This is a genomic window from Stieleria bergensis, assembly GCA_007745635.1.
GTDB classification, from domain to species: Bacteria; Planctomycetota; Planctomycetia; order Pirellulales; family Pirellulaceae; genus Stieleria; species Stieleria bergensis.
This window is the reverse complement of record CP036272.1, coordinates 6,554,793-6,579,321: the sequence shown is the minus strand read 5'-3', so window position 1 is coordinate 6,579,321 and position 24,529 is coordinate 6,554,793. Positions and strand designations below refer to the sequence as shown.

Here is a 24,529-nt window from a genome sequence, read left to right as displayed (position 1 = left end):
CGAGCAATCGCAACTCGCCCGCGTCGTGCTCGACCGCATCCTGCACGCTTGGCTTCGCGAAGCCATTCTCATCGAGGGCTATCTGCCGAATTCGCTTCGCACGCTCGACTCCACGTTCGAGCACCAATGGTTCTGGGACGGCCATGAACATGTCGATCCGCGTTCCCCGTGGTACGAAACGAGAACCAGATGTGATCGAATTTCAAACGCTCGAAGAAACGCGCACAAACGACGTTGTTGCCGCTCTCGAAAAGATGCACGACGGTGCGCCGGTGTCCGCCAAGCGGATCGGCGAGGCGGTTGGTATTTCGGGACACCAGACGTTGATCTATTTGCACATGGCGGCCGAGGAGGGGCGGGCCAAACCGGTTCGCACCAAGAACAGCGATGTGACGCGGGGATGGGTGCCGGGCGATGTCGGCGCATCGATGTCGCTGGCCGACGAACGAGCGACGTTGGCGGCCGATACGTTGGCTCGCCTTTACGACGGCAAACCGCTGAGCGGGCGACAGGTAGCCGAGGAAATGGAGCGCCCGACAGGCACGGTTGGACGCTGGCTCACCCATGCCGAGACGTTGGGGCTAGTCGTACGCACCGAAACGCATCGCGGATGGATTCCTATCGGCGATTGATTCCGACTATTGGTCGGCTATCGCGTGCAATGCATGTTTGTAAATGCAAAGGCAATCTTCCATCTCGCCCGCCGTTAGCTTTTGAAACGGCTTTGGCAACGACGTTGGCTCAATCCATTTCGTCGAAGGCTTGTAGCCGAGGGCCGTCGCGCCAACACGGACTCCGGCATGCAGATAGACGTACTCGGGCTTTAATTGTAAATACGCACCAAGGCGATGGGCCGTGTCGTACACCATCAATTCTCCGATACCGGAGATGCTGGCTATCGCTTCGTGAACCATCACAAATAGTTCGTGAAAGGTTTCGCAGGACTCAAGATCGTATTGCTTCAATCGTTGGTGGACTTTCTGCAAGTTCGCACGCTGTAAACGATACTGATGTGGGTGCCGTTTCCCATCTGCCGCCTTGGCGTAAGCGGCATCCGCCAACGCTTCGTCGAAGCTTCCTAGTTCTGCATAGTGCTGAGATTCTGAGTCAGCACCTGCCTGAAAGAACTTCTTGTAGTGGCGGACGATCTCTGCATGGGATTCGGGGTGATCATCGAATCGCAACGGTGGACATCCAGACTGCCGTTTGACTTTCTTTTTAACGATTTTTTGTTTGGTACTCATGGACTGATTATCTCGCAAAATGACATCGGAAATCAATGACCCAAGATTAGGCGTATGGACCAAGACACGGAAGTCTATATCGAACTCGCTGACGACGAACATCCCGACGCTGACGCTGCGGCCGAGGACACGGCGAGATTGTTAATGGAGGTTCGCGATCAACGACGAGTCAGTACAAAAATAGCAGCTTTGGATGTTCCGGGCAGTCAATCAGGCTGATTGCGATTAGGCTTAAACGTTTCTGAACCTTGAGCCAATCGGAGCCCGCGATGAATGACGAGTCAAACAACCAGATTGACGATGACGACGACCTACCACCGATGCCCGACGACGTCGCCGACGCCTGGGCTGCAGTTCTGATCGACGTTCACGAAAAGCGAAAGCACAACGTGACGACGAAAGCTTCAGATACTGAAAAGGAATCGTTTAGCAGCGAACGTGAATGATCGTACAACTCGAATCGCTAAATTCAATTCCTGCTTCTCCTCGATTTTTGTATCCGCTTGTGGCATGTTGCAATATGTGTTTCGTATTCCTCGGCGACCAAATCTTGCCGACGACCTCCGCACGCTGAGCATTCGAGGCGATAAGACGTATCGAATCCCCAAGCCGAATCCCCCGAAACGAACTCGCCACAATAGAAGCACTCATCGGGTAGGCGGACGATGTCCTTAACGGTTCGGTCTGCTCTGCCGGCTGCATGGAGTCGCTTGAAAGCAGTTACGAAACAACGCCATCGCCCGCCGTGCTTTCTGTAGGCGGCTTGAACATCGTGCAGACTGTATCTCGGAAACGATTGAATTGAATCTGCTGGTACAAACAGTTCGTAATAGACACTCGCGTCGTCCGCAGGAACTAATCGAATCTCACAAAACGCTCCTGAAACAGTTTTCCGACTTGAAGCAAACGTCGTGTCAGATTGGGACGCAAGGCGATCGACAAAACCCGTTACCGACAAAAGGTCACTCCCGATCGCCTTTGAAAGCTTTGTTCGATCCTGAAAGTACTGTTGCCCATCGAATCGATGACCAGCTAGTTCACGCGACACTCGCCACATGACTGTTTGTTGATGTTCACGCCAACACGAATGAATTGGCCAAGGACTACCAAGGCTATCGAACAGGGCGCAGCCACCGTTTTCGTCGCGGTAGAAGTAGACCTCCGTTTTGCACCAAAAGCACTTTGTCGAGTAGGTGAGTGGGCTGTAAAAGGTATCGAGACGGCGTCTCGCTCTCGCAGCTTGTTCTTGCTCATAGGTTGGGCCACTGGCAGATACCGACGATCCACTTCGATAGTGTCCTGAGATGCGTACACCATCGCTTCGGGTAAATCCCCTGACGTATGCCCCTTGTCTGCTGTGCGATCGCCTTTTGCTCATAAAATTAGTCGCTAGCCCAAAACAATATTCCTGTCGCGGATCGTTCGATACTTCGCACGAATGAACTTAGGATAATCGAATTCAATTCTTCTGGGGATTGAACGCCCCAAAGATCGAATAGCACCTCATGGATGAGACGTCGCCGACACGAATCTACAACGACGGACCTTGTTTCCCGCGAACGGCGTTGGCGGTTGAAGCGGAGAAGGCGTATCGCGATTGGTTTGCCAAGACCGCGATGAACGTTCCCGCTTGGAAGCAACCCAACCGGACTTTGTTTCGCGAACTGATGTTGGCCAGGGAACGCTTGCGAGCGAAAGCGGTTGTCGGCGCGGACCACGGCGTCTGTGTGTTTCGGCCGGACCATCCAATCGAAGCGTCGAAAGCTCGCGGGCGAGCCCAGGCGGTTTGGATCGCGATCGAAGGGTGGCGGCATTTCAGTCGCGAAGGTTTCGATACGCAGACGATTCGCACTGTGGCGATGTCCGGATGGAACGCTCGCGTGCAACGTTGGTGCAAAGGCTTACTGCGTCCCGACCAAATTGTTGTTCCGCCTCGGCCGCACGAAGACCTCGATGCCAATACCCAAGACCGCCTCGATGAGATACGCCAGTTGTCGGAACTGACCCACGACACGCTGCCCAGGGCCGCCGACATTCGGCCTCGTAGCTTGCGGCGACTGCTCGATCGCTTTTCGGCATTGAAGCGACCAATTATTCACGGGCTGCTTCGTTCCGGCGAAACGATGAACGTCATCGCTCCGCCGAAGGTTGGCAAGTCCTGGTTGGTCAGCGATATGGCTCTGGCGGTTGCGACTGGCCGGCCTTGGCTCGATCGGTTCGATACCGAACGCGGCGACGTGTTAATCATCGACAACGAATTACATCCGTCGACGTCGGCGAACCGAATCCCGAAGGTCATGGCCGCGCGAGGGATCACGGACGCCGACGTCTCGGACCATATTTTTGTTTCCAACCTTCGAGGCAACCTCAAAGACATCCGCTCGCTCGGCAACTACTTCGATCACGTCTACGAAGAACGATTCAAGATGATCGTCATTGACGCATTCTATCGAATGCTGCCGGCGAACGCGGACGAGAACGACAACGCGGCGATGGCCGGCGTCTACAACACCATTGACCGGTACGCCGAAATGCTCAAGTCCGCTTTCGTTCTCGTCCACCACACAAGCAAGGGCAACCAGTCCTACAAGTCCATCACTGACGTCGGTGCCGGGGCTGGAAGCCAAGCTCGCGCGACCGACACGCACTTGGTCCTTCGGCCGCACGAACAAGACGACGCAATCGTGCTCGACGCGGCAGTTCGTTCATGGCCACCGCTCGATCCGATTGGCCTGCGATGGAACTTCCCGATTTGGACATCCGATCAAACGCTCGACGCCAGCAAGCTCAAGAACGATGGTCGACGACGATCGGCCAAAAAGGAGAAGCCGGCGAAACCCGTGTGGACCGCCGAGAGCTTCACAGAAGCGTTCGTGACCGAGCAGCCACAAACGGCCGTCGTGATCAAGGCGGCAGCGAAGGCGGACGATGTTTCCGGCCGGCAAGCGACAACGCTTTTGGAGCATGCTGAGGCAAAAGGGCTGGTCCACCGCTGGCGGTTCGGGTCGAACCAAAAGCACCAATTCGCGACCGAGCCACAGTCACGGGATACTGGCCCCGAGCGATAGAACTAATCTTCCGGGAAATTAGGCGTATGAACTACGAGCTTTCGATGCAAGAGCGTGTAATGGTCGCGTCCCCTTTTTCGACTTTCGTAGATAATTTTTTCAAGAGTTTGGGACGCACTGATCTCGTCAGCGATGAGATCCCTCAAGAACGCGATTTCCGGTTCAGCCAATTCGTAGCCCTGGAATGACATCATAAAATCAAAGGACTCACCATGCCGGTAAAGCCGCCCTGGCAGCGGACGATGTTTCCTGCAGCCTAGCATGATGCCGTACCTAAGGTACGGGTGAACTGATTTGTGTGCGGATGCTTTCTGACTGTAAGTAATCGAGTCATGTGTAGTGACTGAATGCACTTTGCATTCGATGACAATGCGTGGCTTCCAAACTCCGTCAGCGTCGAACTCACGAATTAAAATATCGGTTTCATACTTCGTTGTTCTACGCACGGGTTCATTTCCATAACCCCGAATTTCGTGACCGTAGGCCAGCTTCATGCCTACGACTGCGGAGTAATCACCGTCTTGGATTTGGCAAAGGCATTGTTCGTTAATGCATTCGGCTAGAATTTCTACCCATTCTTTTTCGTTCATCTCATCTCCGTTCTCTACCACTTTGGGCCAGGGACACCGATTGGCTTAAAGGATAGCATCCGCGACTGCGCTACCCAACCAAGTTGATCCTCAACCTAACACGGCCAATCAAACCAACCCCTAAAACACTCCCGCCCTCGCGCGCACACCCCCTAGTACCCCCTGGGTGCGTGCGCGAGGCACGCCCCAGGGCTTGGCTAGTGTGTGCGCGCAAGCGCAGGGGCAAAGTGCGCGAGCGGGAGAGCACCCGACCGAGAACGCCAAAGAGCAAACGGAACGCGACACTGGCCGACGTGTGCGGCCGTGTGGGCAGACTACGAAGCTTCGTCGTTGGCGATCGAACTCTCAATAGCGTCAAGGCGTTTCTCGATCCGTTCTAGCGTTGAAGCGAGGGCAGCGATTTCGGGCAGCACAAGTTCGCGAAGAGCGCGACGCGTATTGATCCGGTTTGCAAGGACGGGCAAGAACCTCTGCTTCGCCTCGGCCGGATATGCCTCGTACTCGTCGAGCGAGCTTTCGAACTCTTGCGAAACGAGGTCTGGATCGTCCTGCGTGAATAAAGCCTTCTTCCCTTTTCGAGTGTACGGCTTCCGGATCGGACTAGCTGCATACGAAACGCCCCCAGGCAGACTGAAGGATGTGAAGTGAAATGGACGTCGTTTTCTCATCATCGAAACCCCTACAGAAAATGTTTTAGGTACTCCGAGAAAAATGCGTTTCTCGAAAAGGGCCGCGGGAACAGCCACGCTTATAGGCAGAGTTTGATTGTTGTACATGTCCGAACGGTGGGCCAATTCATGGACGAAGACGATCTCGAAAACTTTGCCGTTCCGATCACGCATGTGCGTGATTCACTTGGGTTCTATTACCAGCACGTTGCCGAAACCGAACGACCGGTCGTGATCCAGCGATACCGCGACCGATCCGTCGTCATGGTCCCCCTTTGGGAATGGCGATGGCTTAAACAAATCGAAGCCAAGGTTCGCGCTGGCGAACCCATCATCACGGAGAAAGAAACCGATGGACATTGACCGCCTTATCGCCGATGCCAAAGACCTTTGCTACCGCGTCGCGCCCGCTGAGCTATCCGGTTCGCCGCTCTGGGTCGTGCCGCAAACCAACCTGCCACCGATGCTCGGCCGACACACGGTTTGCTATGGCTACACGTCGCCGAGCCTCGACATGCACCTGCATCACTGCTTTTCCGATTGGGAAGGCATTCGTGGGCCAGTGATAGTGCTGGGCAATCTGAATATCGAGCGAGACTTCCCCGAGCGAACGTACAACAAAATGCTCGGCACCACGCTGCACGAACTGGCCCACATCCTCGAACGCCCGTCGCTGTTCCAACCGCGTCCGTACAACCAGCAGTACATCCGCGCCGAAGCCATCCGAATCGCCGACGCCGTTTCTCGCGACGAAGATGGCGACGGTTCGACCCCACCATGGACGACGCATGAATCTCGGTTCATGCGGATCGCGTACCACCTGCGCCATCGTGCGGCCGGTCTCGGCTACGACATCCGAGCGGACGAAGTCTACAGCCCCGAGCGGTTCGGCATGTCGCCGGCCGCCAAGTACGCGCAAGCGATCAAGCCTGAAGCGGACACGTTGTGCGCCGCGTCGTTTCGGCAGATCTGTTCGCAACCCGTCTCACCCGGTTTCAAGGCCATCTACGAGGCCGACAAACGTTCTTGGATCAACGCCCACCCCGAAAGGCAAAGGAGCCACAATGAATTTGACATCACTACTTGAAACGATCACCAACCGCCAACGCCAGCGACGCATCACCAAGTGGTCCGACTACCGGCGATTGGTCGCCAGCATTTGCGACGGCAAAGAACCGGACGCCGACAAGATCGCCACTGTGCTGGCCGACAACGAACGGACGCTCGACGAGCTACGACACGACGCCGAACTACTGGCCCGCCGTCGAAGCCTGCGTGACGAGTACGACGCGATCGCGCCGCTCGAAAGCGAAGCGGCCAAACTCGCCAAGCAGATCGACACTGCTGAGCAAACCCTCGAAGCGTTGACGGCAAAGCACGAAGCAGAAATGTCGCCGCTTTACATCCGGCGAACGGAGATCAACACGATCCGCAAGCGAGCGTCCCAGGCCCGCATGGAACTACGCAACACCTGCGAGGACCGCGAACTCGTCGCCGAATACGATTCGGTTGTCGAAGAACTCAGCGCGGCCGACCACACGCGAGCGTCCCTCGCCGAGGAAATGGACAAACGCGAAAGCTGGGCTCGCCAAGACCGAGAGAAGGCGAAGGCGACACCGTTCACGAACGAAGCGAACCGCTACAAAGAGCAAGCCGAAACTCACGAAGCCATCCTTGCCGACCTGCGAGCCAAATACGAGCCCGCCGAGAACACCGTCAGCGTGTTGCAAGAACGCTTATCGGAAATCGAAGACCGCTTGCTCGAACCGTAGCTCCCTGATTTGCATTTCCGCCTTTGTTGACATGACAGCCAATCAAAGTGAAACTCCGCACTGTTCTCGACCATTCCCGCGGTCGCTTTTCAATGAGTTTCTTGTTCATCGAAGAAATGCAAGTGTTTAGACGATTGAGTGCTAAATCTGTCTTGGTCCATGTGGTTTTCGTGTTAGCAATAGGATTCTTCAGCGGGCTCTTGAGGGCGCAGGAGAACTCGCAACTCGATTTGTCCGGCAGATCGCTGACAAGCGAGCAGAAAGAAGAACGAGTAGAGGCGAAGTTACTCCGCGTAATCGATGGCGATACAATTGAAGTGTTGTCACCAGAGTTTGCGAAGACACGAATTCGGATCAACGGCATCGACGCGCCTGAACGGGGGCAGCCGTTTTCAAATGTTTCGAAGACAACGCTGATAGGACTCTTGCGACTGGACACCGTGCAGTACGAAAAGACAGGAACGGATCGCTACGGCCGAGTTGTTGCGGAAATCTATGTAGCGGATGAGCGGATAGCTCTGAAGTTAGTTCAACTCGGTGTCGCATGGCACTACAAGCAGTACTCAAAAGACAAGTTGCTCGCAGCAGCGGAAGATAAGGCTCGAACTTCCAAACTTGCAATCTGGTCTGATCAGAATCCCGTCGCACCATGGGATTGGCGAAGGCGACCAAAAGCGGAACGAGATCGGATTGGCTCTGGCCATTAGCTCGAAATAGCGTTACCGCCTTCAATTTTAGTGCCCCAGGATATTGGTACCCCCACTATCGCGAGTGCGTACTTGTCTTTACAAGTACGCACAAGTGCGGTATTTTGTTTTTGAACGAAAGCTCGGGAGACCAAACGTGTCCGGGACACAACGGAAAATAACGGTTCTGTTAACAGATGATGAATTCGATCGATTTGACGGATTCTGCAGGGAGAACGGTTTCAAGAAAAGCACGTTACTGGTGCGTTTAATGAAGGAGTTCCTCGAAAAACAGAATGGTCTGGATTTCAGTACCAACAAAACGCAACGCAATTCGAACTCAGTTGTCGACAACAACGAATGACTGAAAAAAGGCGAGACCGCAGGAATACCACATGAAAAAGAAAGCGACAAAAAAGAAGCCGGCTGACTTGCCAGGGTCAAGCGACTCAGTTCGGTTGTCCTTCACAACGAAGTTCGGCGCAGCGTATCACGGTGATTCCAAGGTCATGCTTCGCGAGCATGTCGAGGAAGAGTCCGTTGACCTAATCATGACCTCTCCGCCGTTCGGATTGGTTAGGAAGAAAACTTATGGCAATGCGGATGCGGATGACTACCTAGATTGGTTCCGACCATTTGGCGATGCGTTCAAACGAGTTCTGAAACCGAGTGGATCATTGGTGATCGACATTGGTGGCGCATGGATCCCAGGGCAACCGACGCGAAGTCTCTACCACTACAAGTTATTGATCATGCTTTGTGAAGAGTTTGGTTTCCATCTTGCACAAGACTTTTTCTGGTGGAACCCTGCAAAACTTCCGACTCCAGCGGAGTGGGTAACGGTGCGTCGTGTTCGAGTGAAAGACGCAATCAACTGCGTATGGTGGCTTTCTCCAACACCATGGCCGAAAGCAAGCAACAGGCGAGTGCTGACTCCATATAGCGACTCGATGAAAGGACTACTAAAGAATGGATACACGGCAAAAAAACGCCCGAGCGGGCACGACATAAGCGAAAAGTTCAATATTAACAACGGCGCATCGATCCCTCCCAACTTACTCCCCTTTCCGAACACAGACAGTAATTCACATTACCTTCGCTACTGCAAAGACAACGATCTTCCATTGCACCCGGCGAGATACCCGGCTGAACTTCCAGAATATTTCATTAGGATGCTTACCGACCCAGGCGACCTGGTTATCGACCCCTTCGGCGGAAGTTGCATTACCGGTGAGGTGTCTGAGAGGCTAAGACGAAATTGGATGTGCGGCGAGTTGGTCGAAGAGTACTTAGCAGGTGGGAAAGGTAGGTTTGAGGGACCAGCGGTTGACGAGGACTCAAAAAGCACGAGCAGAGCATCGTATTCGGTGAGTAGCTCCGCCTGTCTTTGGAACGGAACTGCTGGCGAACCACTACCATCCGATGGTGGGCGAACTCGGCCGAAGAAAGCTGCCTGCAAGGATGACGCACCGAAGGCCAAGAAGAAGACGGCGAAAAAGAAAGCGACCAAAAAGAAAGATTAGTCTTCTGTCGAGAATCGTTCTGCCCATTTCAGCATATTGTCGTTTTGCAGATCTAGCAGCGAGAGCGGTACAGGCGTTTGCGAGCAATCAACGCTAGCCATCGCGTCACCTGGAAGATTGCTAACGGCGATAATGGATTTTCGCAGCAAGGCACCTTGCTCGTTGCAATGCGAGTAGAGCCTAGAGTAGCGAACAAGTTGCTCAACCGCAGCGCGTACTCCTTCCGTCCACGAACCTACACCTCCAAAAAACTTCGCTTCTCCAAGAGCTAGAACAGATTGCTTTACGCGGTCAACAACTACAACATCGGGTCGGTCAGATCCAACACCGATCTTGAAATGCATAAGTATCTCGTTGACAATCCTTTCGCTTGGTTCGGGCTCTGGGAAACTTTGAAGTGGTGAACGGCTTTGCCAGTAGACATCGCAATCTCCAAACGAGGCGATTGGCCGGCTGGAACCATATTCAATTGGATGCAATGTAAGTTTTGTTTTGAGTGTCTTGGAAAGCGTCTCCGCCATTCGTAGTGCGAGAAGAAGCTCGAACTTCTGCCACTCTTCCAATGGGCCAACTAGTGAGTGGTTTAGCAGACGCATGACTGTTTGCTCGTCTCCCGACTCGATTTTGCAGAGCAGTAGAAATGCGTCATATGCCCTCCGGTAGAGCATGCGTCGAGACTTCCCTGCTTGAACCACTGCTTTCTTTGAAGGTCGACTTCGTACGTTCGTCTGCTCGATCGCTTCGCCAATGCCACTCAGTCTAGCGCATGACTCGAGCCTGTCCGAAATAGCTGAAACCCTCGCGTTGTATCCTTTTGATTGATCTAGCAAATTTTTGTAGCGTCTCAATACGTGTCGACTCATTTGAATTACCCAACCAAGAACATGGTTGGGACCTTCGGCAAAGCTCTTCTTGGGTTCATAGTAGACGCTCCTACTCCGGTCTCCAGATACGCGTCTTTCGATCACCGTCGCATTGGTCAAAAGCCGTCCGCGCACAAAACCTGAGCTACATTGCAGGTCAAACTCCTGGGACGCTTGGGCTTCGTGTCTGTTGTGCAGCAAGTGGTTTACTAGGTTTTCCAACTCGCCTGAAATTGCCCATTGGATTCGAAGGTACTCCAGGTCCTCGGAGATTAACGAATCACTTTGGCCAAACCGAACGCCGTTGCCTTGTCGAAAATAGCGGATAAGCATACGGACAATATGCTCATCCAGTGCAGGTTCCACCACCATCATATTGACAATTGAATTAGGCGTGAACTCAATAGCATTCGTGCGTCTTGAGAAAGCTTCAGCGCATCTGCGATTTTATCCCGCAACGAATCAGATTCGTCTCTTAGTATTCCATCGAGCATTGGAAATACGTAAACGCTAAGTGCATCTAGCAAAGGCATCGACAAGCCTTCCTCATCTGTTGGAGCGAAGAAATCAAAACCGTCAACTTCACCAAGTACGTACCTGATAACATCGATGATTGGTGCTGCTCCGATTGGTCGCACGTCGTTGATAGCGGACCAGACCTCCGCAAGTGGAGACCGCGATGTCGCTGGAATTTCTGAGGCTAAGTCACGCGACAAATACTCTCTTAAAAACGCATCGGCATCGCTCGGCTCAGCCACATATATCCAGGCGAAGCGTCGTGTTAAAGCGTAAGACATTTGATACAGCGAAGCTTTGTCTATCGAATTGATCGTTGCGATGATCATCCACTTGCTTGACGGCGAGTAACTAGCAGGTGGATTCGATGTGCCTTTGGGGCGAATCTCAACTCGGCTTGATTCCGGATCGTTCGGGTCTGAAAGATACGGTAGAACAGTGCTTTGTCCGCTGAGAACCGAGAAAAGCGGGCCAATGACTTTGTCAATGTCACATCGATTAAGCTCGTCAAAAATCAATGGTCTGTCGAAGTTCTCAAGCAGCACTCCAGGGAAGAACTTTAGCTTTCCGTCGGCAAGTGGTATGTAGCCTCCAAGAACGTCCTGTGAGGTGAAATCGGACGAACCTGTAATGAGCTTCCATTGTTCGGATATCTCACCTGCGACTCGCTGCGCAATCGTTGTCTTGCCCGTCCCCGGTGGACCGTAAAACATGATGTGTCGACTTCCTGCCTTTAGAGCAGCATTGATCTGCCTATACACACTAGGGTCGATTCCAATGAGTTCGGAAAGAGGTTCGACGACTTGCTTGTCTTCGAGGAGCCCTCGATTTGTGCTCTCGTTCGATTCGTCTTCGCTACGCGCGTCAAGCGAACGAGCAATTTCGTTAAACATTGCATCGACATCCGATGCCCGGTTGCCTCGGTATGTTTTTACAGGACTAGCCATTTGCCGCCTCGCTTTCTTCATTGGAAAGCTGACGGACAGGATTGACTTGAATCAATTCTTGTATTGCAGCAGTTGCTTGGTCGTAACTTATTTCGATCTTCTCGGTCGCTGAATCGTGAGTGAAGGGCCTGTCAAATTCTCCGATCGCAACTAAGCCGGCTTCGATGTAGGGTTGAACTTCGCCCAAATAATTGAATTCTCCAGTTCTTGGGTTTAGGCCATCAAACACTTGACCGCTGCTTCCGTTTTTAAGGGCTGACGGAAAGATGAACCAAAGCAACCATTCCCATTCTTCAAAATACTCAAATCGTCGGTATCCTAAATGAATGACGGGGGCGATACGAACACATAGGCCGCCAACTGAACGATGGGCGGTGTTCGCATAAGAAAAGTTTCCATTGCTATTCTCCTCAGGAATTACAGCAGACACTCCGTTGGATGTCGTTTCCAGATGCACCAATAGTCGCGAAGGCTTAGAGTTCATTGACGAATGGCTCCAGAAGCCGGTCTCGCTATTAATCGTTTGCCGCAAGTCATCGAACTTTCCGCCGCTAACTGCATTCTCAAGTCCGTACTCTGAAAGCATTTTGTTTAAGCGAGAAGCGATGTCGCGGCGTCTAGTATGTCGATCTGATGGCATCGGATTCAGTCTCGTGTTGTGAAAAAGGTTGCTAGCCTTGAGTGTAGGTCCTCGGTGCTCATCCAAGTTGGAAGCTCCTTGACAATAATCGGATTGCCAGCGGAGAGCTTAGCAATGATTGCTTCTATATCTTCAGGTCGCGATACGACCTGAAGAAGCTGGCTGGCATTTTCAATTGCGGCATACTTCTTTCGGACAATACCTAAAAAGAGTATGCAGTAGATCAGGTCCGCGCGTGTCCTTGCATTCTGTGACGCAATGAAAAGGTTAGAGCAACGAGTAGTAACAGCATCCAAATGAGCAGCACCCCAATTTTGCGAGGTCGTGTCTCTGACGAATGCCCCGATAACTTCGCCGGAGTTTTCAGGATTGATCTGATTCCATCCAGCGAGTGCATCGACGCTCAGTTTTAGCATTACTTCCCTACGCAAATCTTGATCTATCGTATCTGGCGTGAGCAATCGATCTAGCGTTTTCAAGTTGTTTGTATTGATTGGTCCATCGGAAAGCTCTTCTAGGATGCGACTCAGTTCCGATGAATTAGCTTCACTCGTTCTTCCTTGCGTGCGACTCCGCCAAGCATCGATGAGGTCGCTAACCGTCTGGTAGCGACGGGAGATGCGGTTCTCTGTGCTTCGTTCGACAATGATCGCGACATCCTTGGGCAAGCGATCTAAGCTTTGGACTGACGAGGTAAGTCGTTCGGTGTGCATCTCGTAAAGCATTCGTCCCAAATTATAGATGTCAGAACGATGGTCGACGTTCTTCGCGTCAGTACATTGCTCCGGCGACGCATAAAGTGAAGAGCCCATGAACTGGCCCGTTGCTGTGAAACGATCTCCTTCGACGTCCATGACTTTGCCAATTCCAAAGTCCGTCACTACAACGTCGTCGAAATCATTCAGAAGAACATTGTGAGGCTTTAGGTCACGATGGATAACGCCTTGACTGTGCGCATAGTCGATGGCGTTGAGTACAGCTACGAATACCTTATCAATTCGTTCGTCGTTTCCAATCACGTCATTCATAACGTCTCGGAGCGACGTTCTGTAGAGCGGCATCACGTACCAATAAGGAGGCGAGTCCAACTGCGAATCAAGCACTGGGATAATGTTCGGGTGCACGAGATTTTGTTGAATGCGAACCTCTTGCTTGAATCTTCGAACCAACTTGTCGCCTAGATGACTGAACAGGATTTTCTTCGCAAACTCCTTTCCGTCGGAACTTCTCTCGCAGCGAATAACGTCGGCACAACCGCCGTCCCCGAGTTTCTGTTTGTCGTTGTAAGTTTCCATCAAGGGCCGTTCCATCGGACATGAACGATTGGTCGGTAGTGAACCAGCGTCAATTCTTGCTGGGAGTTTTTGGGATGCGTCATTTTCTATTGCGTTGAATTGTATCGCATACGGTGCACTTGCCGACAGGTGGCCAGTTTCGTCGCGTTTTCCGGCACACGAAAAAGTTCTTGGAATAGCTCCGGAAAAGCGCTGGATGTGTTTCCGAGACAGAGGTAACTGTGTGGTCCCGTTGGCCACGGTGGCCAACGCGGAACCTCGAAACCCCAACTACGGGAACACAAACATGGCTACGAAGAAAACCACCACCGCTACCAAGACCGCTGCCGCCAAGAAGAATTCGGCAACCAAAAAGCAGCCCGCCAAAACGACGAAGGCGACCACGGCGAAGAAGCCTACCGCTACGAAAACGAACGCCAAGAAAAAGCTCAGCCAGATCGACGCGGCCTTGGCGATTTTGAAGAAAAGCCGCAAACCGCTTTCATGCAAAGAAATGGTCGAAGCGATGGCCAAGGCAAAGCTTTGGACTTCCCCAGGCGGCAAGACGCCCGACGCGACCTTGTACGCCGCAATCCTCCGCGACCTGCGAAAGGGCACCGACGCCCGATTCAAGAAGGCAGCGCCCGGTCGGTTCACCAACGCGTAAGCGAACCGCCCGAAACGCTGACCACCACCGTGAAGGTTTCGCCCTTCGCGGTTTCTTGATTTCGCACCTACCAAGAGGACCAAACCATGAAGACGTTCTACGTTGCCACGCTCGCCCGCTACGTCCTAGTCGACGCGGCCGACGAAACCGAAGCCGCGTCGTTGGGCCGAGACGCCCTACACGCGTTGTACGCCGACCTGCGGGCCAAGCACGGCCGAGACATTCCTATCGAGATGCGAACCGTTCGTTTGGCCACAAACGCGGAGATCAACCTTTTGCAATTTCACCAACGCATGCTTCGTGAAGATGCGGTTTTGCAATTGAAGGCAGGCGATCGGATTCGGTTGGTCCGCATGGCCGACGATCCTGATCCCGTTCCGGTTGGCCAACGCGGAACGGTCGTCGATATCCATCCGCACGACGGTTGGACGCAAGTCGATGTCGATTGGGATAGCGGCCGGTCGCTCATGCTTTCGATCCCGCCCGACGAGATCGAAATCGAAACGGGCGAAGCGATGGAGGGCCAACAATGACCAAACGCAAAACGCGAACGAAACCGGCCGTTGGCTACATCCGCATGTCGACGGACAAGCAAGAGGAAAGCCCCGAGCAGCAACGTGCCGAGGTGATCAAGCTGGCCGACAAATATGGCTTCCATATCATTCGCTGGTATCAGGACGACGCCATCAGCGGAGCGAAGACCCGCCAGCGAAAACAATTCCTGCAAATGATTTCGGACGCGACGGACCGCGCCGACTTCGGTGCGATCCTTTGCTGGGACCAAGACCGGTTCGGCCGCTTCGATTCGCTTGAAGCCGGTGAATGGATTTCGCCGCTACGCCGAGCGGGCGTTGAATTGATTTGCGTCGTCCAAGGACGCATTAATTGGGAAGACTTCGCCGGTCGCATGATCTACCAGATCACGCAGGAGGGCAAACACCGCTACTTGGTCGACCTATCGCGAAACGCTCTGCGAGGCATGATCCACTACGCCAAGAACGGCAACGTGATGGGCATGCCGACGCCCTACGGCTACGACCGCGTCTACTTCGATGAGAACGGCAAAGAGATGTGCCGTATCGAACGCGGCGTGCGGTTTCGCAAACCACGAGCATGGTCGGCGAAACTGGTATTGGAAGAAACGCGTGGCGAGGTCGAAACGCTGCGTTGGATGTTCCGAACGTTTGCAACCGAGGACCGGAGCGCCCGCTGGCTCGCCGTCGATATGAACAAACGGAAGGTGCCCTCGCCGAGCGGAGGCGAATGGGATTTCTCGCACATCAAAAACCTGCTTCGCCATCCGGTTTACATCGGCACGCTGGCCTATGGTCGCCGCACTGCGGGCTTGTACCACGGTGTGGGTGCGGACGGCGAACTAGTCGAATCGAAGACGACACGGGGCGACGTAGACGGCTTCGCTCCGATCCTGGTCCCGAACAACCACGAAGCGATAATTGACGACGCGACGTTCGCAACCGTGCAAGAAAAATTGAAGGCGCGGTCAAAGGTTTCGGGCGGCCGGTTTCGGAAGTACTTGCTCTCGGGCATCCTGCGTTGCGGGCATTGCGGTTCGATCATGACGGGCGCGAGCCAGGGCAAGGGCCAATACCAGTACTACAAATGCAAACGCTCGCGGGTTTCGGGAACGTGCAACAACTATTCGATTCGGACGGGGATTATCGAAGCGACGTTGATCGAGCATTTTCGCGACATCTGGCTTTCGCCCAAAGGCCAACGGGCACTTCGCAAAGCGATCACGAAGGTCATAACCCGCAAGGCCAACGATCGGCCAAGCGAAATCGCCGCGTTACAACATCGCCTCGATGCACTTGAATCCCAGATCGCCAAGGGCAAACAAAACCTGCTGTTGGTCGACGCGGAAGACATGCCGGACCTCAAACGCGTTCTTTCGGGTTGGAAGGATGACCGAGTGCAAATCGAAAAGCAGCTATCCAGCCAAACCCAGCCCGCCAGCGAGCCCGAGGTCGATGCGGACGCGTTGATCGAAGAGCTACATCACCTCGAAGAACATCTCGCCGGAAACGAAAGCGTGCTGGCCCGCGAAGCCTTCCGACGCATCTACAAGACCGTGACGTTGTATTGGAACCACAGCGGACGCCGCTACCGCGCCATCGAACGAGCGGAGGTCGAACCGCACCATCCTTTCGCACTAACGGCGACTCCGTCGATCCCGCGAAAGAAGCCAATGCCCAGAAGATCCGTCTCGCCAGTCATACGACTACTCTGGCTATCGAATTTGCGCGGCAGGGGCGTGACTGGGAGACGGAACTCAAACAACGTGCGAAAGAGATCGCCCTGATGCGTGACCTCGGTCTGACGATCGAGTCCGACGAAATTGATTCTTCATCCGAACCCGAAGTCACGGAAGACCATGCCGAAGACGCTGAACCCCAAACCGCTTGAAGCCGAAGCCGAATCCGTCCCCAGTTCGCTACGCATCGTCTGCGATGACGCCGCGACGATCACACTGGCCGCGGCCGATCCGCCGGTCGAAGGCGATGACAAACCGGCGCTGCGGAAGTTTTCGATGGTCGCTTACACCGGCGGAGCGATGCGACTCGGCGGTTGGCCGTACCCGGTCGTCGTCGACCTGGCAGGTTTGCGAGTGACCCGCAAGTCGCGACCAATCCTCAAAGACCATGACCGTGGATCGATTGTCGGCCACACCGACGACATCAAGATCAGCGAGCGTTCCCTGGAAGTCGCCGGCGTCATTTCCGGAGTCGGTACGACGGCTCAGGAAGTGATCGCCACGAGCGAGAACGGATTCCCCTGGCAGGCTTCGCTCGGAGCCAGTGCCGACAAAGTGGTCTTCATCCCGGAAGGCAAAACCGCCAAAGCCAATGGACGCGATCACACCGGTCCGCTTTACATCGCCCGCAAATCTACGCTGGGTGAGGTTTCCTTTGTCGCGCTCGGTGCTGACGACAACACCGAAGCTCGCGTCGCAGCCGGACAAGCCGATGAGGACGTTTCGGAAACCGGCGACGAAGAATCCACCGACGACCTCGAACCTGTCAACGCGAGTCTCGACATGAGCACGAAGCCGAAAGCCAAACCGCAATTCCACTCGGCTGTAGATCAAATGCGTGCCGAGGCCGCCGCTGAATCACGCCGCATCGCCGGCATTCGAAAACTGTGCGGCGACAAGCATCCAGCCATCGAGGCCGACGCGATCGAGCAAGGCTGGTCCATCACCAAAACGGAACTTGCCGTGTTGCGAAGCGAACGCCCCAAAGCACCCGACCAATCGCAACACTCACCGCGATACAACCGTGAGGTCCTCGAAGCCGCAGCTTGCTTGTCGGTCGGAATCGACGAGAAAGCGCTGGTTGCCAGCTATGGCGAACGCACCCTCGAAGCGGCACATCCGCTTCGGCATATCGGATTGAAGGAACTCGTGGCCGAGTGCGCGCGCAGCGAAGGCATCGATGTCCCGCGTGTCTTCGGCGACGGAACGGAGACCATCCGCGCCGGTTTCTCGTCCATGAGCCTGCCGAGCATCATGGAAAACGTCATGAACAAGACGTTGTTGGCCGCCTATCAAAACCAGCCCATCGCGGCGTTTGATCTCTGCAGCGTTGGAACCGTCAGCGATTTCAAAGAGGTATCGCGGTACCGTCTGCTCGGAACCGGTGGATTCGAGCAAGTTGCTCCCGACGGTGAACTCAAGCACGGAAAACTGTCGGAGCAGAAGTACACGAACAAGGCTGACACGTACGGTCAGATCCTGACGCTGACCCGGCATGACATCATCAACGATGACCTCAACGCTTTCATGGACATCCCGCGACAGATGGGGCGTTCCGGTGCTGAGTCGATCGATGATTTGTTCTTCACGCTGCTGCTCAAGAATTCGGGCTTCTTCTCTGCCGGCAACTCCAACTTATTATCCGGTGCCGACACCAAGTTTGGGCCGGACAGTCTGACGGTTGCTAAGACCACTTTCCGCAAACAAAAAGCTGGGCCAGGATCGAAGGCTAAGGATCAGAAGCCGATCAACATCCGGCCAGAATTCTTGGTTGTTCCGGTCGAGCTGGAAACGGAAGCCGAGTTGCTTATGGGTTCGGCGCAGTTGATGATCGACGCCCAAGGCTCACCGACCAAGATTCCGGTCGACAATCCGCACCGCAACAAATACCGCATCATCAGCATGCCGCACTTGTCGGATCCATATTACCAGGGTGCGTCTGCGGCCGCCTGGTATCTGTTCGCGAATCCCAGCGTGCTGCCGGCGTTCGAGATTGTGTTCCTCAACGGCCGCCGCACTCCGGTCATCGAACGAGTCGAGATGCCGCCGAACACGCTGGGCATGGGCTTCCGCTCCTACATCGACTTCGGTGTGAACTCGCAAGATCACCGCGCGGCCGTGAAGGTCACCGGCGAATAAGTAGGCGTGAGACCTAAGGCGTAAGGCCTGAGGTCCAAACCGCACCATTTCCTTCTTCTTCCTCAAGCCTCAGGCCTCGAGCCTCAAGCCTCTTATGCAAGCTCAATTCATTCACGACGGAAAGCACGTCGACTTCACGCCTGACGTCGATGTGCCGGTTGGTTCGATCGTCATCCAAGGCGACTTGGTCGGCATCACCAAACGCGATCTCAAAGCGGACGTGCTCGGCTCCATCGCGGTGGAGGGTGTTTTCGATTTCCCGAAAGCCATGGCGAGCGAAGACGAGTACTCCGCCGGTCAGAAGGTCTACGCCACGAACGACGGCATCATCACCCTGATCGATACCAACACCGTGTATCTCGGCAAGGTCGTCGCAGATGTCGCGGCGACCGATGAGTTCGTCCGTGCGCGTCTCAGTCAGTGATCAACCAAGTGATGAAGCCACGTGAGCAACGCCATCATCGTTCCCGCTGGGGCCACCTTCGTTCATGAAGGTGACACCATCCCATTCGTCCCGGATGTCGACATCGCACCGGGCGACGTGGTGGTTCTGAACAAATTGGTGGGCGTCGCCAAGTTTGGCATCTACGCAGGTGCTCGCGGGAGCATCTCGGTCAGCGGGATTTTCTGCCTGGTGAAAGATCCAACCACGAATGTTCCCGCCGGCACGATTCTTTACTGGTCCGAGATCAGTCATCACGTCATCAAAAACCAGTACCAGCATTCAATGATTGGCATCTCAGTCGAGGATGCACCGCCAAGTACTCCCAACGTTCTGGTTCGACTCCTTCAGTAAGGCGATTCATGAAACCGCACCGCATGGATGCACGAATTCTACTTTGCGGGCTCGCGCTGATTGCATGCACAGGCTGCCTCCCCGAGGCTGACGTGCAAGTACGACGACTGCCGGCACCGCCGCCCGAACAACCAATTGCGAACCTTCCTCGCGAGTTGCATCAATGCAATTGGACTGGCCGACTCAATCAAGGCAGCTGTGTTCACGCGTCACTAGTCAATCACCTGCGTTGGTTGAACGAATATGAGCTTGGCGAACGTTGGCGAGCGACCTACAGCGACGGCGAGTGGGACACGCGATTGCGAAGTCGCCTGGATGCGGCCGGCATCGACTACAGCTACACGATCAAAGCCGACCCGCGTTTTCTGGATTGGGCAACTGCCACGCGTCGCGGTGCGATCCTGTGGTGGAAGCCCGCCCATTGCTGCACCTTCGTCGGATGGGTCGAACGAGAGGGACGTCAATATGCAGCGATCCTCGACAACAACTATCCCGGCCGATTTGAACTGACACCAAGAGAGCAGTTCGTGCGTCTTTGGGCCGGCTACGGCGGATTCGCTCTCACGGTCTTGGAAGACCCCGCCAGTTCTCTGCCTTATCGAAGTTACGAGGTTGTTGACGGTTCGCGCTGAGTGCGAAGTCGTCGAAGCAACAACTTTCTCGCCACAATCCCTGCATGGAGCAATGTGAAAAGTGAAGGATGAAATTCGGATCAAGCTCAGTGTCGGCCTGATCGTCGTCGCGGTGATTCACGCTGTTCTATTGGGCGGCGTGTTCACAGCATTGCATCAACGACCTGCGGCTCAAAAGCAGGTGGATTGGTCATTGCCGTCATCTCCGCCGGTCACTCCCGAAGTCGGTCGCATAGAGAAGCTGGAGATTCCGCCAACGGTGAACTTGCCAGCCCAAGCGGAAATGAAGCAACAGATCTTCAGGCGGCGTTGCAACCCGTGCCAGCCGACGGTGGTTCAGCCTTCGTATTCTGTTCCAACGGTCACTGTCCAGCCTGCAACGCCTTCGGTGCCGATTGTTGTCACGCCGACCAAACCGATCGCGACGCCCAAGTCCGAGAAGAAGCGTTACCAACTAGCGCTATTCGTCGGCAGTGATGCCAAGAGCAAGCGATTGCTTGATTGGTTCAATAAAGATCCCAAGCTGATCAAATTCAAATCGAGCTGCGAGTTTCAGGTCTACACGTCCAGCAACGCTCTCTATCGGAGTCGCTACCAAGAGATCGTCCCAATTAGCCAGTTTCCGGTCGTCTTGTTCCAGGACTCAACCGGCGGACACGTTCATGCTGCTGGGCACACGATGCTGCCTGAAACTGCGGCTGAGTTGTACAGCGATCTTCAACACAGTTTCGGGCTGTACGAGCAAACTCGTGAAGCCCAACAAACGGGAGCCATTCGAGAACGGGGCTATTCCTGGGACGACGCGATCTCGCCCACCATGCAGCTTTCCTCTGAAGACTGCCCCGACGGGTATTGCCCGGTCGAACCCAGTGACCGCTGGCGACCGTTTGATCGCGACACCGAACGCGATCGACTCTTCGACCGTGATAGTGACGGACGCAACGCGTTGATTTGGGCGGGGGCCGGTGAGCTGGCCACGCTCGCGTTGATCGTCGTCGCCATCATTCTGCTTGGATTCATTCTCATCAAACGAGGCATGTGAAAACTATGATTCTTGGAATCGCAACCGTTGTTGTCCTGGTCCTCGTTGCCGTCGCGTTGCTGCCCGCAAGAAAACGTGACCAAGACGGAAGTACACCGTTGCTCGGGCCACCGTCTCGCCCCACAAACGTTCGTCAGCAACAGTTGACTGAAGAGGCCGAGGCGATCGCCGACGAATACCAGCGTCGCGCCGATGAAGCTTGGCGTGACGAGCTTGGTGAAAAGGCTGCCGATTTGCTTAAGTCGAACAGCAAACCAGCCACGAAGTCAACGACGCGCAAGTCAGCCGCAGCAAAGTCCACGACGGCAAAAACCACGACACGTAAGACGACCACGCGTAAGTCATGACCGACATGCTTCGCGATGGCCAAGCCTGGTTGGCCGAGAAGCTGAAAACGCACGCGTCGCGATTGGTCACCTACCAACGAGATGATGCGGAGGCCGATTTGCCGGCCACCATCGGTCGCTCTTTCTACGAGCAAGACGATGGCGAAGGCATTGTGACACGCAGTCAGGTTCGTGACTTTCTGATCGATACCGCCGACCTACTGCTCTCGCCCATCGGCTCGTTGCCCAAACGCGGCGACTGGATCCTTGAAACCGAGGACGGCGCGACGTTTACCTACGAAGTGATGTCGCTCGGAGGCGAGCCGGCCTGGCGATATAGCGATCCGTTTCGGCTCAAGCTGCGAATCCACACGAAGTTGATTAATACCGAGGAAGCATGACCACAATCCTGGAAATCGCCGACAAGGTTACAGCCAAGTTGAACGCGGCGAGCCTAAGTCAGACGTTTGAAGCGACTCGACTGTACATTCCCAACTTTGATCTTTCGGATTTGAAAGAACTGCGAGTCACGGTGGTCCCACGCGAGATCGATTTGTTGCCGCTCGATCGGGCCAGCAACAAAGTCCACGCGATGATTGATGTCGCGGTACAGAAAAAGTTCAAGAAGGGCGACGCAGGCGAGATCGATCCACTCGTTCAATTCGTCGAGGAAGTCGGCGACGAGTTTCGTCTCAAAAGATTGACAGACTTTCCGCAAGCGCGCTGTGTCAAAGTGCAAAACAGTGTGTTGTATTCGGTCGAGCACTGGGAACAACAGCGTCAGTTCACGAGTCTGCTGACGCTGACTTTTGAATTGGCCCGCTGATGCGAATCACCACGCGTGTTCGCTTCACGCCCGAGCAACTCAAGAGGAAAGCCCAGCAGGCGTCTTTTCGATCGCTTGGTCATGCCGGAGGTGCGATCCGTCTGACTGCGAAGCGGTCGATCCGGCGTCGAAAGAAACCATCCAGCCCTGGCAGTCCGCCCCATACGCAAACGGGCCGACTCAAGCGTTCGATTCGTTACGAGGTCGACCGATCGCAACCCGACGTGGTTGTTGGTCCGGTCAACGAGATCGCAGGACGACTTTGGAATTTGCACGAGTTTGGCGGGATCGCCAAGCGTCGGCGCAAGCTGAAACGACATCGATTCCGAGTTGGCGAACATGGACCAATCCGTGTCAAAACGCTCGGCAATGCAGCCAAGTTCGCTCGCATCAGGTTACTGACGGCCGCTCAAGCGAGTCGCGCCACGCGATTGATTGAGGAAGAGAACCAGCGTCGATCGGTTGCGAGGCCAAGACGCTACCCAAAGCGACCATTCATGCGGCCGGCCCTCGATGCAAATCGAAGTCGGCTGCCCAAGTTCTGGCGTGACAGCGTGAAGTAACGCCATTCCCACGGAAGGAAACTACAACTCATGCCAGAAGTGCGACTCGGTCTCGACGCCACGCTTTCCATCGACGGCGCCGAAATCAAGAATTGCAAAGACCTGACGGTCACGCTGGAGAAGGCGGAGGCCGACGCGTCAACTCGCGACAACAACGGCTGGCGAGCGACAGTCGGCACGCTGAAAGACGCGTCTATCGAATTCACTGTTCTGAATAAAGACGGCGACACAGCGTTTGCATTGCTCCAAGGACTTTTCATGTCCGGCGATCCGACCGATGTTGCAATCAGCGATGCCGGCGGAACGCTGACACTGACTTGTGAAGTCATGAATTTCACCATCAATCAGCAACTCGAAGAAGTCATTTCCGCGGACGTCACTCTCAAACCCACTCAGGCCGCCAGCGGTGCTGGTTTGAACATCGGCAGTACCCCCTAAAGTTCAAGATAGGCGGCTGTTTTAGGAATAGTTCTCATCAAGTGAGATAAGAAGCTCGTGGGCGACGTCGGATAGGCCGGGTGGTACTAAGCAACTGTCCGATTGTCCAAGTCGAGTGGCAGCTTCCAAGAGACACTTCCTTGCCAATTCAATCGCTGGATAGCCGTCAAACGGCGTGGAAGTAAATGCCTCCCAGTCGCCCGCACTAATCCGGTTAGCGCGCACACTGGCCAAGAAGCGGCAAAAAGCAGACTCGGTTACGTCGACGGGCTGTGTCATGAATCCATTTTAGCACGGAAACCAAATGCAAAAATTCGTTGATCGAAAGGGCCGCGTGTGGGTCGTTGATCTCGACAACACCGCGCTGCGGCGAGTCAAAACCATCACGGGCGTTTCACTGATGGACGCTCTTGATGGTGAACTCGTTGCGAAGTTAGCCAGCGATCCGCTGTTGCTTGGCGATGTTCTTTATGCAGTTTGCAAACCACAGGCGGACAAAGAAGAAGTCACGGACGAACAGTTTGGCGAAGGGCTGGCCGGAGATTCAATCGCGGAGGCAACCAATGCACTCATCGAAGCGATTGTGGCGTATCTCCCGGAGCAGAAACGCCGCCTGATGGAAAAGGCGGCGGAGAAGCAGCGACAAATCGAGACTCGCGGATTGGCAGCGGTGGAGAAACACTTGGACGATCCGAATCTGGTCGATCGAGTCGTGCAGGATCTCGAAAAGAACCTGCAGGCATCCGCCTTGAACGCCTCGTCCTCCGACTCGCCGGTATCCTCGGAGTCGACCCAGGACCGCTGACACTCCGACAGCTTGTCACCATGGCCGATGCTCGTCGCGAGCACGATTGGGCGATCGCTAGCAGTCACATGGCATTGCTTGCCGAAGTCAATCGCGACCGAAAACGTCGCCGCAAGCCTTATCGTCCGGCCGAATTCAACCCGCTCATCATCGCCAAACAGCCTGCGATCCCAACATCGGTTCAGAAGCTCTCTGGCATTCTTGGCGTTCCATTCAATCCGAAGTCGTAACG

31 protein-coding genes are annotated in these 24,529 nt (G+C 54.7%); 24 read left to right on the top strand and 7 right to left on the bottom strand.

Translation table 11 applies throughout. The annotated features are described in order from the left end of the window. Positions 1 to 143 precede the first annotated feature (143 nt). Complete coding sequence (locus SV7mr_RS25750) at positions 144 to 632, top strand: hypothetical protein (RefSeq protein WP_419188518.1); 489 nt, start codon at positions 144 to 146, stop codon at positions 630 to 632. 6 nt (positions 633 to 638) lie between these two features. Here SV7mr_RS25750 and SV7mr_RS25745 read toward each other — a convergent pair whose 3' ends face one another. Continuing rightward, entirely contained in the window at positions 639 to 1,244 is a 606-nt protein-coding gene (locus SV7mr_RS25745) for a hypothetical protein (protein WP_419188517.1), read from the bottom strand. 54 nt (positions 1,245 to 1,298) lie between these two features. On the opposite strand from SV7mr_RS25745, the gene SV7mr_RS25740 reads away from it, so the two are divergent. The 3 genes from SV7mr_RS25740 (at position 1,299) to SV7mr_RS23055 (ending at position 4,312) form a co-directional block, all read left to right on the top strand. Further along, a complete protein-coding gene (locus tag SV7mr_RS25740) occupies positions 1,299 to 1,463 on the top strand; it encodes a hypothetical protein (RefSeq protein WP_419187815.1) in 165 nt (54 codons plus the stop codon). A 50-nt stretch (positions 1,464 to 1,513) separates the two neighbouring features. Then, on the top strand, positions 1,514 to 1,690 hold the full coding sequence (locus SV7mr_RS25735) for a hypothetical protein (protein ID WP_419187814.1): 177 nt from the start codon (positions 1,514 to 1,516) through the stop codon (positions 1,688 to 1,690). A gap of 1,059 nt (positions 1,691 to 2,749) precedes the next feature. Beyond that, the gene (locus SV7mr_RS23055) at positions 2,750 to 4,312 is read left to right on the top strand and encodes an AAA family ATPase (protein ID WP_145277124.1); all 1,563 of its coding nucleotides are present in this window, start codon (positions 2,750 to 2,752) and stop codon (positions 4,310 to 4,312) included. A gap of 2 nt (positions 4,313 to 4,314) precedes the next feature. On the opposite strand, the gene SV7mr_RS23050 is transcribed toward SV7mr_RS23055, so the two are convergent. Then, positions 4,315 to 4,902, bottom strand: a complete 588-nt coding sequence (locus SV7mr_RS23050; RefSeq protein ID WP_145277122.1) for a hypothetical protein — start codon at positions 4,900 to 4,902, stop codon at positions 4,315 to 4,317. A 314-nt stretch (positions 4,903 to 5,216) separates the two neighbouring features. Beyond that, a complete protein-coding gene (locus SV7mr_RS23045; RefSeq protein WP_145277120.1) occupies positions 5,217 to 5,678 on the bottom strand; it encodes a hypothetical protein in 462 nt (153 codons plus the stop codon). A gap of 21 nt (positions 5,679 to 5,699) precedes the next feature. On the opposite strand from SV7mr_RS23045, the gene SV7mr_RS23040 reads away from it, so the two are divergent. The 5 genes from SV7mr_RS23040 to SV7mr_RS23020 all read left to right on the top strand — a co-directional run bounded on the left by SV7mr_RS23040 (position 5,700) and on the right by SV7mr_RS23020 (position 9,551). Then, positions 5,700 to 5,933: a hypothetical protein gene (locus tag SV7mr_RS23040; RefSeq protein ID WP_145277118.1), complete on the top strand. Its 234-nt coding sequence runs from the start codon at positions 5,700 to 5,702 to the stop codon at positions 5,931 to 5,933. Continuing rightward, positions 5,923 to 6,657, top strand: coding sequence for a hypothetical protein (locus tag SV7mr_RS23035; RefSeq protein ID WP_145277116.1), 735 nt, complete (start codon positions 5,923 to 5,925; stop codon positions 6,655 to 6,657). Before SV7mr_RS23040 ends, SV7mr_RS23035 begins: the two co-directional genes overlap by 11 nt. Beyond that, positions 6,635 to 7,342, top strand: coding sequence for a hypothetical protein (locus SV7mr_RS23030; RefSeq protein WP_145277114.1), 708 nt, complete (start codon positions 6,635 to 6,637; stop codon positions 7,340 to 7,342). Before SV7mr_RS23035 ends, SV7mr_RS23030 begins: the two co-directional genes overlap by 23 nt. A gap of 101 nt (positions 7,343 to 7,443) precedes the next feature. Next, positions 7,444 to 8,049: a thermonuclease family protein gene (locus SV7mr_RS23025; RefSeq protein WP_419187813.1), complete on the top strand. Its 606-nt coding sequence runs from the start codon at positions 7,444 to 7,446 to the stop codon at positions 8,047 to 8,049. Between the two features lie 374 nt (positions 8,050 to 8,423). Continuing rightward, a complete protein-coding gene (locus SV7mr_RS23020) occupies positions 8,424 to 9,551 on the top strand; it encodes a DNA-methyltransferase (RefSeq protein ID WP_145277110.1) in 1,128 nt (375 codons plus the stop codon). On the opposite strand, the gene SV7mr_RS23015 is transcribed toward SV7mr_RS23020, so the two are convergent. From SV7mr_RS23015 to SV7mr_RS23000, 4 genes are read right to left on the bottom strand one after another with little or no spacing between them, the layout of a single operon-like run. After that, positions 9,548 to 10,789: a hypothetical protein gene (locus tag SV7mr_RS23015; protein WP_145277108.1), complete on the bottom strand. Its 1,242-nt coding sequence runs from the start codon at positions 10,787 to 10,789 to the stop codon at positions 9,548 to 9,550. The genes SV7mr_RS23020 and SV7mr_RS23015 overlap by 4 nt on opposite strands. Beyond that, a complete protein-coding gene (locus SV7mr_RS23010) occupies positions 10,786 to 11,823 on the bottom strand; it encodes an AAA family ATPase (protein ID WP_419187812.1) in 1,038 nt (345 codons plus the stop codon). Before SV7mr_RS23010 ends, SV7mr_RS23015 begins: the two co-directional genes overlap by 4 nt. A gap of 46 nt (positions 11,824 to 11,869) precedes the next feature. Continuing rightward, positions 11,870 to 12,517: a hypothetical protein gene (locus tag SV7mr_RS23005; RefSeq protein WP_145277104.1), complete on the bottom strand. Its 648-nt coding sequence runs from the start codon at positions 12,515 to 12,517 to the stop codon at positions 11,870 to 11,872. 5 nt (positions 12,518 to 12,522) lie between these two features. Beyond that, entirely contained in the window at positions 12,523 to 13,812 is a 1,290-nt protein-coding gene (locus SV7mr_RS23000; protein WP_419187811.1) for a serine/threonine-protein kinase, read from the bottom strand. Positions 13,813 to 14,098: 286 nt separating this feature from the next. Here SV7mr_RS23000 and SV7mr_RS22995 point away from each other — a divergent pair, with 286 nt between their 5' ends. From SV7mr_RS22995 to SV7mr_RS22925, 15 genes are all read left to right on the top strand, one after another. After that, complete coding sequence (locus SV7mr_RS22995; RefSeq protein ID WP_145277100.1) at positions 14,099 to 14,458, top strand: winged helix-turn-helix domain-containing protein; 360 nt, start codon at positions 14,099 to 14,101, stop codon at positions 14,456 to 14,458. Between the two features lie 86 nt (positions 14,459 to 14,544). Then, positions 14,545 to 14,991 carry a DUF4314 domain-containing protein gene (locus SV7mr_RS25730; RefSeq protein WP_419187810.1) on the top strand — a complete coding sequence of 149 codons (447 nt, stop codon included), beginning with the start codon at positions 14,545 to 14,547 and terminating at the stop codon, positions 14,989 to 14,991. Then, positions 14,988 to 16,778 carry a recombinase family protein gene (locus SV7mr_RS22985; RefSeq protein ID WP_145277098.1) on the top strand — a complete coding sequence of 597 codons (1,791 nt, stop codon included), beginning with the start codon at positions 14,988 to 14,990 and terminating at the stop codon, positions 16,776 to 16,778. The genes SV7mr_RS25730 and SV7mr_RS22985 overlap by 4 nt, the downstream gene beginning before the upstream one ends. A gap of 72 nt (positions 16,779 to 16,850) precedes the next feature. Next, the gene (locus SV7mr_RS22980) at positions 16,851 to 18,869 is read left to right on the top strand and encodes a phage major capsid protein (protein WP_145277096.1); all 2,019 of its coding nucleotides are present in this window, start codon (positions 16,851 to 16,853) and stop codon (positions 18,867 to 18,869) included. 94 nt (positions 18,870 to 18,963) lie between these two features. Further along, on the top strand, positions 18,964 to 19,293 hold the full coding sequence (locus SV7mr_RS22975) for a DUF2190 family protein (protein ID WP_145277093.1): 330 nt from the start codon (positions 18,964 to 18,966) through the stop codon (positions 19,291 to 19,293). A gap of 21 nt (positions 19,294 to 19,314) precedes the next feature. Next, positions 19,315 to 19,665, top strand: coding sequence for a DUF2190 family protein (locus SV7mr_RS22970; protein WP_145277091.1), 351 nt, complete (start codon positions 19,315 to 19,317; stop codon positions 19,663 to 19,665). 92 nt (positions 19,666 to 19,757) lie between these two features. Beyond that, the gene (locus tag SV7mr_RS22965) at positions 19,758 to 20,297 is read left to right on the top strand and encodes a hypothetical protein (RefSeq protein WP_419187809.1); all 540 of its coding nucleotides are present in this window, start codon (positions 19,758 to 19,760) and stop codon (positions 20,295 to 20,297) included. A 61-nt stretch (positions 20,298 to 20,358) separates the two neighbouring features. Next, positions 20,359 to 21,339 carry a hypothetical protein gene (locus SV7mr_RS22960; protein ID WP_145277087.1) on the top strand — a complete coding sequence of 327 codons (981 nt, stop codon included), beginning with the start codon at positions 20,359 to 20,361 and terminating at the stop codon, positions 21,337 to 21,339. 5 nt (positions 21,340 to 21,344) lie between these two features. Continuing rightward, positions 21,345 to 21,686, top strand: coding sequence for a hypothetical protein (locus SV7mr_RS22955; protein WP_145277085.1), 342 nt, complete (start codon positions 21,345 to 21,347; stop codon positions 21,684 to 21,686). Then, positions 21,683 to 22,066, top strand: coding sequence for a hypothetical protein (locus SV7mr_RS22950; protein ID WP_145277083.1), 384 nt, complete (start codon positions 21,683 to 21,685; stop codon positions 22,064 to 22,066). The genes SV7mr_RS22955 and SV7mr_RS22950 overlap by 4 nt, the downstream gene beginning before the upstream one ends. Next, positions 22,063 to 22,491 carry a hypothetical protein gene (locus SV7mr_RS22945; RefSeq protein WP_145277081.1) on the top strand — a complete coding sequence of 143 codons (429 nt, stop codon included), beginning with the start codon at positions 22,063 to 22,065 and terminating at the stop codon, positions 22,489 to 22,491. The genes SV7mr_RS22950 and SV7mr_RS22945 overlap by 4 nt, the downstream gene beginning before the upstream one ends. Beyond that, the gene (locus tag SV7mr_RS22940) at positions 22,491 to 23,054 is read left to right on the top strand and encodes a hypothetical protein (RefSeq protein ID WP_145277079.1); all 564 of its coding nucleotides are present in this window, start codon (positions 22,491 to 22,493) and stop codon (positions 23,052 to 23,054) included. Before SV7mr_RS22945 ends, SV7mr_RS22940 begins: the two co-directional genes overlap by 1 nt. A 30-nt stretch (positions 23,055 to 23,084) precedes the next feature. Then, on the top strand, positions 23,085 to 23,492 hold the full coding sequence (locus SV7mr_RS22935; protein ID WP_145277077.1) for a hypothetical protein: 408 nt from the start codon (positions 23,085 to 23,087) through the stop codon (positions 23,490 to 23,492). A 304-nt stretch (positions 23,493 to 23,796) separates the two neighbouring features. Next, entirely contained in the window at positions 23,797 to 24,297 is a 501-nt protein-coding gene (locus SV7mr_RS22930) for a hypothetical protein (RefSeq protein ID WP_145277075.1), read from the top strand. A gap of 20 nt (positions 24,298 to 24,317) precedes the next feature. After that, positions 24,318 to 24,527, top strand: coding sequence for a hypothetical protein (locus SV7mr_RS22925; RefSeq protein WP_145277074.1), 210 nt, complete (start codon positions 24,318 to 24,320; stop codon positions 24,525 to 24,527). Positions 24,528 to 24,529: the final 2 nt, after the last annotated feature.

What these genes read in the sequence shown, in the direction of transcription:
- SV7mr_RS22945 (WP_145277081.1), top strand. Translation starts at nt 22,063, where the DNA reads ATGACCACAATCCTGGAAATCGCCGACAAGGTTACAGCCAAGTTGAAC.
- SV7mr_RS25735 (WP_419187814.1), top strand. Translation starts at nt 1,514, where the DNA reads ATGAATGACGAGTCAAACAACCAGATTGACGATGACGACGACCTACCA.
- SV7mr_RS23045 (WP_145277120.1), bottom strand. Translation starts at nt 5,678, where the DNA reads ATGTACAACAATCAAACTCTGCCTATAAGCGTGGCTGTTCCCGCGGCC.
- SV7mr_RS25740 (WP_419187815.1), top strand. Translation starts at nt 1,299, where the DNA reads ATGGACCAAGACACGGAAGTCTATATCGAACTCGCTGACGACGAACAT.
- SV7mr_RS22950 (WP_145277083.1), top strand. Translation starts at nt 21,683, where the DNA reads ATGACCGACATGCTTCGCGATGGCCAAGCCTGGTTGGCCGAGAAGCTG.
- SV7mr_RS25730 (WP_419187810.1), top strand. Translation starts at nt 14,545, where the DNA reads ATGAAGACGTTCTACGTTGCCACGCTCGCCCGCTACGTCCTAGTCGAC.
- SV7mr_RS23055 (WP_145277124.1), top strand. Translation starts at nt 2,750, where the DNA reads ATGGATGAGACGTCGCCGACACGAATCTACAACGACGGACCTTGTTTC.
- SV7mr_RS22925 (WP_145277074.1), top strand. Translation starts at nt 24,318, where the DNA reads ATGGCCGATGCTCGTCGCGAGCACGATTGGGCGATCGCTAGCAGTCAC.
- SV7mr_RS25750 (WP_419188518.1), top strand. Translation starts at nt 144, where the DNA reads ATGAACATGTCGATCCGCGTTCCCCGTGGTACGAAACGAGAACCAGAT.
- SV7mr_RS22955 (WP_145277085.1), top strand. Translation starts at nt 21,345, where the DNA reads ATGATTCTTGGAATCGCAACCGTTGTTGTCCTGGTCCTCGTTGCCGTC.
- SV7mr_RS22975 (WP_145277093.1), top strand. Translation starts at nt 18,964, where the DNA reads ATGCAAGCTCAATTCATTCACGACGGAAAGCACGTCGACTTCACGCCT.
- SV7mr_RS23020 (WP_145277110.1), top strand. Translation starts at nt 8,424, where the DNA reads ATGAAAAAGAAAGCGACAAAAAAGAAGCCGGCTGACTTGCCAGGGTCA.
- SV7mr_RS22940 (WP_145277079.1), top strand. Translation starts at nt 22,491, where the DNA reads ATGCGAATCACCACGCGTGTTCGCTTCACGCCCGAGCAACTCAAGAGG.
- SV7mr_RS23005 (WP_145277104.1), bottom strand. Translation starts at nt 12,517, where the DNA reads ATGCCATCAGATCGACATACTAGACGCCGCGACATCGCTTCTCGCTTA.
- SV7mr_RS25745 (WP_419188517.1), bottom strand. Translation starts at nt 1,244, where the DNA reads ATGAGTACCAAACAAAAAATCGTTAAAAAGAAAGTCAAACGGCAGTCT.
- SV7mr_RS22995 (WP_145277100.1), top strand. Translation starts at nt 14,099, where the DNA reads ATGGCTACGAAGAAAACCACCACCGCTACCAAGACCGCTGCCGCCAAG.
- SV7mr_RS23010 (WP_419187812.1), bottom strand. Translation starts at nt 11,823, where the DNA reads ATGTTTAACGAAATTGCTCGTTCGCTTGACGCGCGTAGCGAAGACGAA.
- SV7mr_RS22930 (WP_145277075.1), top strand. Translation starts at nt 23,797, where the DNA reads ATGCAAAAATTCGTTGATCGAAAGGGCCGCGTGTGGGTCGTTGATCTC.
- SV7mr_RS23040 (WP_145277118.1), top strand. Translation starts at nt 5,700, where the DNA reads ATGGACGAAGACGATCTCGAAAACTTTGCCGTTCCGATCACGCATGTG.
- SV7mr_RS22980 (WP_145277096.1), top strand. Translation starts at nt 16,851, where the DNA reads ATGCCGAAGACGCTGAACCCCAAACCGCTTGAAGCCGAAGCCGAATCC.
- SV7mr_RS23050 (WP_145277122.1), bottom strand. Translation starts at nt 4,902, where the DNA reads ATGAACGAAAAAGAATGGGTAGAAATTCTAGCCGAATGCATTAACGAA.
- SV7mr_RS23030 (WP_145277114.1), top strand. Translation starts at nt 6,635, where the DNA reads ATGAATTTGACATCACTACTTGAAACGATCACCAACCGCCAACGCCAG.
- SV7mr_RS22985 (WP_145277098.1), top strand. Translation starts at nt 14,988, where the DNA reads ATGACCAAACGCAAAACGCGAACGAAACCGGCCGTTGGCTACATCCGC.
- SV7mr_RS22935 (WP_145277077.1), top strand. Translation starts at nt 23,085, where the DNA reads ATGCCAGAAGTGCGACTCGGTCTCGACGCCACGCTTTCCATCGACGGC.
- SV7mr_RS23000 (WP_419187811.1), bottom strand. Translation starts at nt 13,812, where the DNA reads ATGGAAACTTACAACGACAAACAGAAACTCGGGGACGGCGGTTGTGCC.
- SV7mr_RS23015 (WP_145277108.1), bottom strand. Translation starts at nt 10,789, where the DNA reads ATGATGGTGGTGGAACCTGCACTGGATGAGCATATTGTCCGTATGCTT.
- SV7mr_RS23035 (WP_145277116.1), top strand. Translation starts at nt 5,923, where the DNA reads ATGGACATTGACCGCCTTATCGCCGATGCCAAAGACCTTTGCTACCGC.